Here is a 9978-nt window from a genome sequence, read left to right on the forward strand (position 1 = left end):
TGACCGACTCCGTTGCTTCCACCGCTTGACACCGCCCAACACATTCACCCGACTAGAATTATAAATGAATTTCACCGGACTGATCGCGCTTGATTCAATATTAAAGACGCGGATCGCCACGTCAATTCGGTATATTGTGTCATCAAATCAATTGGGCGCATTTCCGATGCAAGCTCGCATCGGCAGGAGGATGAAACCGTGCCATCGATGACCGATCACCCGAACTTGGCCGCGGCCCACCCGAGCCCGATAGTCACCGCCGCGATCGATCGACCAGGGCTGGGGTTAACGCAGATCATCGCCACGGTCATGGACGGCTACGCAGACCGCCCCGCCCTGGGGCGTCGGGCTATCCGATTCGTGCAGGATCCGGACACCGGCCGCACGGTGGGCGAACCGCAGGCGCACTTCGAGACGATCACCTATCGCCGCCTGTGGGAACGCGCCCGCGCGGTTGCCGCGGCTCTGGCCGGCGACCCGGTGGTACCAGGCGACCGGATCGCCGTCATGGGTTTCACCAGCATCGATTACACCGTCGTCGACATGGCCAGCACACTGTTGGCCGCGGTGTCGGTGCCGCTGCAGACCAGTGCGTCGGTCGCTGCGCTGCAGCCGGTGGTGGCCGAAACCGAGCCGCGTGTGCTGGCCGTGGGCATCGGCAGTCTTGCCGACGCCGTCGAATTGGTTCTGGTCGACCCCACCCCGCAGCGGCTGATTGTGTTCGACTACCACCCGGAACTCGATGATCACCGCGAAGCGTTCGAGTCCGCGCGTGCCCGGGTGGCCGATACCGCGGTACGGCTCGAAACACTGGACGCCGTGATCACCCGCGGAGCCTCCCTGAGCCCGCCACGACCGGTCGACGACGCCGATGCGTTGGCGCTGTTGATCTACACCTCGGGCAGCACCGGCGCGCCGAAAGGCGCCATGCTCACCCGTCGACTGGTGTCGAATTTCTGGCGCAAATCGAGCAGGGCTTGGGGCGAGCCGAGTACGGAGCCGTCGATCACCCTCAATTTCACACCGATGAGTCACGTCGTCGGTCGCACCGTGTTGTACGGAACGCTCGGCAGCGGCGGCACCGCATATTTCGCGGCCAAGAGTGACCTGTCCACATTCCTCGACGACCTCGCCCTGGTCCGCCCCACCGAATTGGTGTTCGTGCCGCGGATCTGGGAGATGCTGCGCGGGGAGTTCCAGAGTGAGGTCGACCGGCGCTGCACCGGTGGCGCCGACCGCGCCGCGATCGAAGCACAGGTCGCCGACGAACTGCGCCACGAAGTCCTGGGCGGAAGGTTCACCTCAGCGCTGGTCACCTCCGCACCGATCTCCGCGGACCTGCGGGCGTGGGCCGAATCCGTCATCGGTATGCCGCTGTTGAACGCCTACGGCTCCACCGAGGCGACCATCGTGCTCTACGACGAGGTGTTCCGGCCACCGGTGAGCGACTACAAGCTCGTCGACGTGCCCGAGTTGGGCTACTTCCACACCGACCAGCCGTATCCGCGCGGTGAGTTGCTGCTCAGAACGGAACATGTTTTCGCCGGCTACTACCGGCGCCCGGAGATCACCGCCGAGGTATTCGACGCCGACGGCTACTACCGCACCGGTGACATCATGGCCGAGATCGAGCCCCGCCGAGTGAGATACCTGGATCGTCGTAACAACGTGCTGAAACTCTCGCAGGGTGAATTCGTCACCGTCTCGAAGCTGGAGGCGGCGTTCGGCACCAGCCCGCTGATCCGACAGATCTACGTGTACGGCAATGGGACGCGCTCATACCTGCTGGCGGCCATCGTCCCGACCGAGGCAGCACTGGCACGTTGGACTCTTGACGATCTCCGGCCGTTGATCAGCGAGTCGTTGCAGGAGGTGGCGCGGACCGCGGGGTTACAGACCTACGAGGTCCCGCACGACTTCATCGTCGAGACCGCACCGTTCAGTCTGGAGAACGGCCTGCTCACCGGGATCGCAAAACTCGGCCGCCCCAAGCTCAAGGAGCACTACGGGGCGCGGCTGGAGCAGTTGTACACCGAACTGGCCGAAAGCCAGGCCACCGAGCAGCGGGCGCTGATCGAAGGCGCGACCCAGCGGCCGGTGCTGCAGACCGTGATCCACGCCGCGGCTGCGGTGCTGAGCACCAGGGCCACCGACATCACGGCCGATGTGCACTTCACCGACCTAGGCGGTGACTCGCTGTCGGCGTTGACATTCGCCAACCTGTTGCATGAGATCTTCAAGATCGAGGTGCCGGTGGGTGTCATCGTGAGCCCGACCGCCGACCTGACCGCGGTCGCGCACTATATCGAGGCGCAGCACGCACTGGGGGACCGGCAACCCATCTTCACGGCGATGCACGGGCCGGACCCGACTACGGTGCGGGCCGCCGATCTCACGCTGGAGAAATTCCTTCCGCCAGGGCTGCTTTCGGCAGCGCCGTCGCTTCCAGCGGCCGGCACGACGCCGAACACGGTGCTGTTGACCGGCGCCACCGGCTTCCTGGGGCGCCGGCTCCTGCTGGAATGGTTGAGACGGCTCCCGCGCGGCCGGCTGATCTGCCTGGTGCGGGCCGAATCCGACGAGGGCGCCCGGCAACGTCTCGATGACACCTTCGACGGTGATCCGGAGCTCCTGCGCTCCTATCGGGGGCTGGCCGCCGACGGCCGGTTGGAGGTCCTCGCCGGCGACAAAGGCGAACACCGACTCGGGCTCGACGAGACCACTTGGCTGCGGTTGGCTGACACGGTCGACTTGATCGTCGACGCCGGAGCTCTGGTCAACCATGTGCTGCCGTACCGGCAGTTGTTCGGGCCCAACGTCGTCGGCACCGCCGAGCTGATCCGGCTCGCACTGACTGCCAGCCGGAAGCACTACAACTACGTGTCCACGATCAGCGTGGGCGACCAGGTGGAGTCAGCGGAATTCGTCGAGGACGCCGACATTCGGGTCATGAGCCCTGTCCGCAGGATCGACGACGGCTACGCCAACGGATACGGCAACAGCAAGTGGGCCGGTGAAGTGTTGTTGGCTGAGGCCCAATCACGGTGCGGCCTGCCGGTGACGGTGTTCCGCTGCGATCTGATCCTTGCGGACTGCCAGTACACCGGGCAACTCAACCTGCCGGACATGTTCACCCGGCTGATGCTGAGCTTGCTGACGACCGGCATCGCACCCGGGTCGTTCTACGAACTCGATCCCATCGGCGAACGGCAGCGCGCCCACTACGACGGGCTGCCGGTCGGTTTCGTCGCCGAGGCGATCACCGCACTGGGAGCACGACCGCCCGAGGGGGTCGCGACCTATCACGTGATGAACCCGCACAACGACGGCATCGGACTCGATGAGTACGTCGACTGGCTGATCGCCGCCGGCTTCCCGGTCAGTCGGATCGATGACTACGCCGAATGGCTGTACCGGTTCGAAACCGCACTACGGGCACTGCCGGATCGGCAGCGTCGAGCCTCACTCCTGCCCCTGCTGCACAGCTACGAGAAGCCACTGGTACCCGTTTGCGGCTCGGTCGCCTCAACGCGACGGTTCCGCGCGGCCGTGCAGGCGTCTCGGATCGGTCCCGACGACGACATCCCGCACGTCACCTCGGGCTTAATCGTCAACTATGTCGACGGCCTGAAACGGCTCGGGCTGGTGTAGCCGGCCGCGACGATGGACCACAACGCTGCGTCATCAATCCTTGACCGAAACTCGGTGTTCGTGTGGGGGCCACCAACTGCGCATCGCGGTTGCGTTACGGGTATCCGGCGTGGCCAGGCGGCGCTCGCAACCCGGCGCGTAGCGGTCATTCGTCCGGTTACGCTGAACTGCAATGCAAGCGAGGATCCCGCGACCACCACGGCCAGACCGATCACGTTCCACCGGTCCGTCGGCACGGATGCGTTCGACTTGGTCGTCGCGATCCAACACCGCCTTCCGCATCGTGCAGGAGGTATTCGATGAGTGATCTCCGATTCTTCGTCACCGCGCCGATCCCCGACCCCGGACTGCCACTGCTGCGGGCCGCGGGCAGCGTCCACCTGCCGGATGCGCCGCCGGACGCCGCGACCCTGCGGGCGGCCTGCGAGTCCGGCGACTACGACGTGATCGTCGCGCAGGTCCGCGACCCCTTCGACGCGGATCTGTTGCGCGCGGCCAAGATCCGCGGCATCTCGAACTTCGCCGTCGGCTACGACAACATCGACGTCGCGGCGGCCACCGCCAACGCGGTGATGGTCGGCAACACCCCCGATGTGCTGACGGGTGCTACCGCCGACATCGCGATGCTGCTGATGCTGGCCGTCGGGCGTCGGGCGGTGGCGGCGGACACGTTCGTCCGTACCAGGCATTTCTCCGGGTGGCGGTCGGACATGTTCTTAGGGCAGGACATCTCCGGGCGGACGTTGGGGCTGGCGGGCTTCGGGCGGATCGGCCGTGCCACCGCGCGGCGGGCACTCGGGTTCGACATGGAGGTGCTGTTCTGTCCGCGGCCGCCGGGGGACCGGCCCGTCCCCGACGAGGAACTCGGCGCATTCGCCGGGCGCGTGCGCCATGTCGACTGGGCTGAGCTGGTGGCGTCCAGCGACTACCTCTCCCTGCATGTTCCGCTCAAAGACGAGACCCACCACCTGGTGAACGCCGACGTGCTTCAGGCGATGAAGCCGACCGCCGTGCTGATCAACACCGCGCGGGGCCCGGTCGTCGACGAGGACGCCCTGGTGGCTGCACTGGCGTCGGACGAGATCGCCGGGGCCGGCCTGGACGTCTACGAGAACGAACCGCGGCTGGCCGCCGGTCTGGCGGAACTGCCGAACACCGTGCTGCTCCCCCACATCGGCAGCGCCACCGTCTCGGTGCGCGCGGCGATGGCCCGACTGTGCGCCGAGAACGCGATCGCCATGGCCCGCGGCGACGTGCCGCCGCACCCGGTCAACCCGGAGGCGTGGCGGCCGTGACGGATTCGACCACCGATCGCCCGCCGGCATTCTTCCTGCCGGTGGACACCGACGAGTTCGACTCGACCGTCGCCACCGCCAGCCCCTGGGACCTGACCATGCAGCACGGCGGGCCGCCTGCGGCGCTGCTGGCCCGCGCCGTCGAACGGGTCCGCCCGGACCCGGACATGGCGATCGCCCGGCTCACCGCCGACATGCTCGGCCCGATCCCGCAGGGGCGAATCCGCACCGAGGCGACGATCCTGCGGCCCGGCAAGCGAATCGAGATGGTCGAGGCGAAATTGTGGGCCAACGGCAAGCTCGCGGTCACCGCAACCGCGTGGCGGATTCGCCGCAGTCCCGGCTCGACGCAGGCGCAGGCGCAGGCGAGCCAGGTGCCGGTTCCGCCGCTGCCAGGTGAGCAGCCGCAGCGCTACTTCCCGCGGGTCAGCCCGGACTGGGGGTACGGGCGTGCCATCGAGTGGCGGTTCGTGCACGGCGGTTACCAGCATCCCGGACCGGCCAGCGTCTGGACCAGGCTGCGAATCCCGCTGGTACTCGGTGAGGAAACCGCACCGGTGCATTATCTGGCCGTCGTCGCGGACTCGGCCAACGGGATCTCCGCGGAACTGTCCCCGATCGAGTGGGCGTTCATTCCGCCGAGCGTCACCCTGACCCTCGGGCGCGAACCCGCCGGGGATTGGATCAACCTGTCCGCCCGCTCCCACATCGCGGATTCCGGCACCGGGTTCACCCAGGGCGAGCTGTTCGATCGGTCCGGCCTGGTCGGGTCCGTCGAGCAGCCGCTGCTGGTGATGCGCCAGTAGGCGCGCTACGCGGGCAGCCGTTCAGCCACCGGCGCAGCGGTTTTCGCCTGCACCTCGGCGAACTCCACCCCGGGCGCCAGCTCCACCAGGTCGAACCCGCCGCCCGTCACGTCGAACACGCCGAGGTCGGTGATCACCCTGCTCACCACACCGCGGCCGGTCAGCGGAAGATCGCAGGCGGCAACGAGTTTCGCTGCACCGGACTTGGTGGTGTGATCCATCAGCACGATGACCCGGTCGACACCGCTGACCAGGTCCATCGCCCCGCCCATACCCTTGACCATGGCTCCGGGCACCATCCAGTTGGCCAGGTCGCCGTTGCCCGCGACCTGCATGCCGCCGAGCACCGCCACGTCGACGTGCCCTCCGCGGATCATCGCGAAGCTGGTCGCCGAGTCGAAGTACGACGCCCCGGGAAGCACTGTCACCGTTTGCTTTCCGGCGTTGATCAGGTCCGGGTCGACCTCGTCGTCGTACGGGAAGGGCCCCACCCCGAGGATGCCGTTCTCGGCGTGCAGCGTGATGCTGGAGTCCTCCGGCAGGTATCCGGGGATGAGGGTCGGCAGTCCGATGCCGAGGTTGACGTAGTCACCGTCACGCAGTTCGGCTGCCGCACGGGCGGCCATCTGCTCGCGGGTCCAACTCATTGCACTGCCTCCTGCTCCCGGGGTCGGGTGGTGCGCTTCTCGATGTCTTTGCGGGCCGCCTGCTCGCCGGTGAGCGCCAGGATGCGCTTCACGAAGATCCCCGGCAGGTGGACGGCGTCGGGGTGCAGTTCGCCGACCTCGACGACCTGCTCGGCCTCGACGATCGTGATTCGCCCGGACATTGCGGCCGGTGGGTTGAAATTCCGTGCGGCGGCATGGAATCGGCAGTTCCCGGCGCGGTCGGCGACCGCGGCGCGCACCAGCGCGAAGTCGGTGACGATGCCCTCCTCGAGCACCATCTCCTTGCCGCGGAACGTACGGACCTCCTTGGGCGGTGAGGCGATCGCGATGCTGCCGTCGGGGTGATACCGCCAGGGCAGGCCGCCGTCGGCGACCGCGGTCCCCACCCCGGTCGGGGTGAAGAACGCCCCGATGCCGCTGCCGCCGGCGCGCATCCGTTCGGCCAGGGTGCCCTGCGGGGTGAGTTCCACGGTGAGCTCACCGGCCAGATACTGGCGGGCGAATTCCTTGTTCTCGCCCACATACGAGGCGATCACCCGGCTGATGCGCCGCTCGTCGAGCAGCAGGCCCAGACCGGCGCCGTCGACCCCGCAGTTGTTGGAGACGATCGTGAGATCACCCGCGCCCTGCTCCAGCAGCGCCTCGATGAGGAACCACGGGATGCCGGCAAGCCCGAATCCGCCGACGGCCAGGCTGGCGCCGTGCGGGATGTCGGCGACCGCGGCGGCGGCCGAGTCGACCACTTTGTTCAGGGTCATGGCTTCTCCAGGTGTTCGATGAGGGCCGGGGTGATGATCTCGGGCTGTTCGGCGTTCGCCAGATGCGCGGCGTGCGCGACGACGAGCAGTCGGCCGGCTCGGACGCCGGTCGCAATCGCGTTGAGTTTCGCCGGCGGGGTGGCAGGGTCGTCGGCGCCGGCGATCGCCAGCGTCGGCGCGGTGATCGACGCCAGATCGCCGCGCAGGTCCAGCGCCGCGATCACCTCGCAGCACCCGGCGTAGCCCTCGGCGGGGGTCGCGGCCACCATCGCCTCGCTGTCCGCCCGGACGACCGGGTTCGCCAGCAGGAACTCCGGGGTGAACCACCGCTCGACCACTGCGGCGGCGATACTGCCGCTGCCGTGTGCGCGGACGGTCGCGGCCCGCTCCGACCAGGCCTGCGCCGGCGGAAGTCGGGTGCCGGTGCACAGCACCGCCATCCGGTCGACCCGCTCGGGGTTGCGGGCGGCCACCCGCAGCGCGGTCATCCCGCCCAGGGACAGCCCGACCAGGTGCGCCCGCTGCACCCCGAGCCGGTCCAGCAGTGCCACCACGTCGTCGGCGAGGTCGTCGATCGTGTACGGGCCGGCCGGCACCGGGGATTCGCCGTGCCCGCGGGTGTCGTAGCGCACCACCCGGAATCGTTCCTCCAGCGCTCCGATCTGGGCGTCCCACATCCGGTGGGTGGAGCCCAGCGAGTTGGACAGTACGACGACCGCGCCTTCTGCCAGGCCGCTGACCACCGCGTGGACCGCCACGGCGCTCATCGGACAGCCTCGAACACCGCGGCCAGCCCCTGGCCGCCGCCGATGCACATGGTCTCCAGGACGTAGCGCGCGGCGCGGCGGTGCGCCTCATAGGCGGCGGTAGCCAGGATGCGCGCGCCGGTGGCGCCGATCGGGTGACCCAGCGAGATACCGGAGCCGTTCGGGTTGAGCCGCTCATCGAGCGGGTCGACCTTCCACTCGTGCAGCACGGCCAGCACCTGGGCGGCGAACGCCTCATTGAGTTCGATCAGGTCGATCTCGTCGAGGGTCAGCCCGGCCCGATCCAGGGCGGCTTCGGTGGCGCCGACCGGTCCGAGGCCCATCGTCTCGGGGGCGCAACCGGTCACCGCCCAGGACCGCAGTGCCAGCAGTGGTGTCAGACCGCGGCGGTGCGCCTCACGCAGGGTGGTGACCACGCACAGGGCGGCGCCGTCGTTCTGGCCGGAGGCGTTGCCGGCGGTGACGGTCGCGTCGGGATCAGCCGCCTGCCGGATCGGGCGCAGCGCAGCCAGTTTCTCGACGGTGAGGTCGTGGCGGGGGTGTTCGTCCCGGTCGACGACGACGTCGGGATTGCCGCGCCGGCCGGGCACGGTGACCGGGACCAGTTCGTCGGCGAAGTGCCCGTCCCACTGGGCGGCCGCGGCACGGCGGTGCGACCGGACCGCCACCTCGTCCTGCTCGGTCCGGGAAATGCCGTAGTCACGGCGCAGATTCTCGGCCGTCTCGATCATGCCGCCGGCGATCGAGTGGTTCGCGCCGCCGGCTGTCTCACGCGCTCGATCCAGTCGATCCATCAATGCGATGCTGCCCTGTTTGACGCCCGAGCGCAGCCCCAATGCGTAGTGCTCGACGCCGGACATCGATTCCGTTCCACCGGCAACGATCAGCCGGGCCGCACCGGTGGCGATCTGTCCGGCGGCGTACAGCACCGCCTGCAGCCCCGATCCGCAGCGGCGATCGACCTGTGCGCCCGGCACGCCGGTGCCCAGGCCGGCGTCCAGCGCGGCGATCCGCCCGATCGCCGGCGCCTCGCCACCGGGGTAGCCGTGGCCGAGGATGACGTCGTCGACGTCGCCCTCCCCCACTCCGGTGCGGTCGATCAGGGCACGCAGCACCGTGGTGGCCAGCGCCGTCGCCGACACCGATGCCAGCGCCCCGCCCATCCGCCCGATCGGGGTCCGAAGCGGCTGGCAGATGACGATATCGGTGGATTTGACCATGCCTCCACGGTAGCTACCAGCAGTGATATACAGAAATATTAATTAACACGTTATTATTTGAATCTGTTTATCAAATATCGGCCCCGTTCGAGCTGCCGATCCACGCCGCGGGCCGCACGGCGGCGGCGTCCACCGGTGCCGCCGACCAACCGTTACAGAATCCACCGGGCGCACCGCACAGTAACAGGCAGCTCGGCGTAGGGTTCTACAGTCGCACGCTATTCCAAAGCGACCAAATTGATCGAATGACGACCGCCATGCCCCATCGGTGATCATGACCTACATCACATATTTGGTCATGGTGTCGTGGTAATCATGTTGCAGGCCGTCTACCAGCGCGTTTAGATTGGAACAGTCATCACGTGGATCGAGCCGGAGTGGTTACAGTCCAAGTTCTTGGCAAATAATTTTTGATATCCCGAAAGAAGTATCGCCATGTTTAATAGGAATGGACGCCTTGTTGCAAGTCTTGTCGGCATCGCAGTAGCGCTCGCCGCGCCCGCCGGGCTCGCATTCGCCGACGAATCCAACGCCGGCCCCAGCCCGACCAACATCGTGCAGGTAAATGAGACCGCGCCACTCCCTCAAGCTGGATCACTTCCGGAGATCGTGAAACAACCTGCGCGGAACCCGGCTCCCATGGTCTCTTGCGACCTGACTTCCTTCGGGGGCGCTTGGGCCATACCCTCTTGTCCGTAACGCCGACGCGTTCAGGGTCTTAAAGTCGGGATTCGCGTTTGATCGACCGACATCGCCGAGCTCCTTGAGAGGACCGGTTTGACGGCTCTTCCGGTTTCAGAGTGCGTTGATTCG

General features: G+C 67.5%; 7 protein-coding genes. 3 read left to right on the forward strand and 4 right to left on the reverse strand.

Annotated features, from left to right (window positions below):
• Nucleotides 1-207 precede the first annotated feature (207 nt).
• The 3 genes from car (at nt 208) to KIH27_RS21585 (ending at nt 5752) form a co-directional block, all read left to right on the forward strand.
• Entirely contained in the window at nt 208-3651 is a 3444-nt protein-coding gene (gene car / locus KIH27_RS21575) for a carboxylic acid reductase (protein WP_214095006.1), read from the forward strand.
• A 299-nt stretch (nt 3652-3950) separates the two neighbouring features.
• A complete protein-coding gene (locus KIH27_RS21580) occupies nt 3951-4946 on the forward strand; it encodes a 2-hydroxyacid dehydrogenase (protein ID WP_214095007.1) in 996 nt (331 codons plus the stop codon).
• Nucleotides 4943-5752: a thioesterase family protein gene (locus tag KIH27_RS21585; RefSeq protein ID WP_307856973.1), complete on the forward strand. Its 810-nt coding sequence runs from the start codon at nt 4943-4945 to the stop codon at nt 5750-5752. Before KIH27_RS21580 ends, KIH27_RS21585 begins: the two co-directional genes overlap by 4 nt.
• 5 nt (nt 5753-5757) lie before the next feature.
• On the opposite strand, the gene KIH27_RS21590 is transcribed toward KIH27_RS21585, so the two are convergent.
• The 4 genes from KIH27_RS21590 to KIH27_RS21605 are packed head-to-tail and all read right to left on the reverse strand — an operon-like array spanning nt 5758 to nt 9165.
• Complete coding sequence (locus KIH27_RS21590) at nt 5758-6399, reverse strand: CoA transferase subunit B (RefSeq protein WP_214095008.1); 642 nt, start codon at nt 6397-6399, stop codon at nt 5758-5760.
• Nucleotides 6396-7178 (reverse strand): CoA transferase subunit A, encoded by a 783-nt coding sequence (locus KIH27_RS21595; protein ID WP_214095009.1) that lies wholly within the window; start codon nt 7176-7178, stop codon nt 6396-6398. The genes KIH27_RS21590 and KIH27_RS21595 overlap by 4 nt, the downstream gene beginning before the upstream one ends.
• The gene (gene pcaD, locus KIH27_RS21600; protein WP_214095010.1) at nt 7175-7945 is read right to left on the reverse strand and encodes a 3-oxoadipate enol-lactonase; all 771 of its coding nucleotides are present in this window, start codon (nt 7943-7945) and stop codon (nt 7175-7177) included. The genes KIH27_RS21595 and pcaD overlap by 4 nt, the downstream gene beginning before the upstream one ends.
• Nucleotides 7942-9165 (reverse strand): acetyl-CoA C-acetyltransferase, encoded by a 1224-nt coding sequence (locus KIH27_RS21605; RefSeq protein WP_214095011.1) that lies wholly within the window; start codon nt 9163-9165, stop codon nt 7942-7944. The genes pcaD and KIH27_RS21605 overlap by 4 nt, the downstream gene beginning before the upstream one ends.
• Between the last annotated feature and the right edge of the window lie 813 nt (nt 9166-9978).

Origin of the sequence: Mycolicibacter acidiphilus, from assembly GCF_018455725.1 — a bacterium.
Lineage (GTDB): Bacteria > Actinomycetota > Actinomycetes > Mycobacteriales > Mycobacteriaceae > Mycobacterium > Mycobacterium acidiphilum.

Excerpts from the sequence above, each read along its gene's own strand:
- KIH27_RS21595 (WP_214095009.1), bottom strand. The coding sequence starts at position 7,178 with ATGACCCTGAACAAAGTGGTCGACTCGGCCGCCGCCGCGGTCGCCGAC.
- pcaD (WP_214095010.1), bottom strand. The coding sequence starts at position 7,945 with ATGAGCGCCGTGGCGGTCCACGCGGTGGTCAGCGGCCTGGCAGAAGGC.
- KIH27_RS21605 (WP_214095011.1), bottom strand. The coding sequence starts at position 9,165 with ATGGTCAAATCCACCGATATCGTCATCTGCCAGCCGCTTCGGACCCCG.
- KIH27_RS21590 (WP_214095008.1), bottom strand. The coding sequence starts at position 6,399 with ATGAGTTGGACCCGCGAGCAGATGGCCGCCCGTGCGGCAGCCGAACTG.
- KIH27_RS21580 (WP_214095007.1), top strand. The coding sequence starts at position 3,951 with ATGAGTGATCTCCGATTCTTCGTCACCGCGCCGATCCCCGACCCCGGA.
- car (WP_214095006.1), top strand. The coding sequence starts at position 208 with ATGACCGATCACCCGAACTTGGCCGCGGCCCACCCGAGCCCGATAGTC.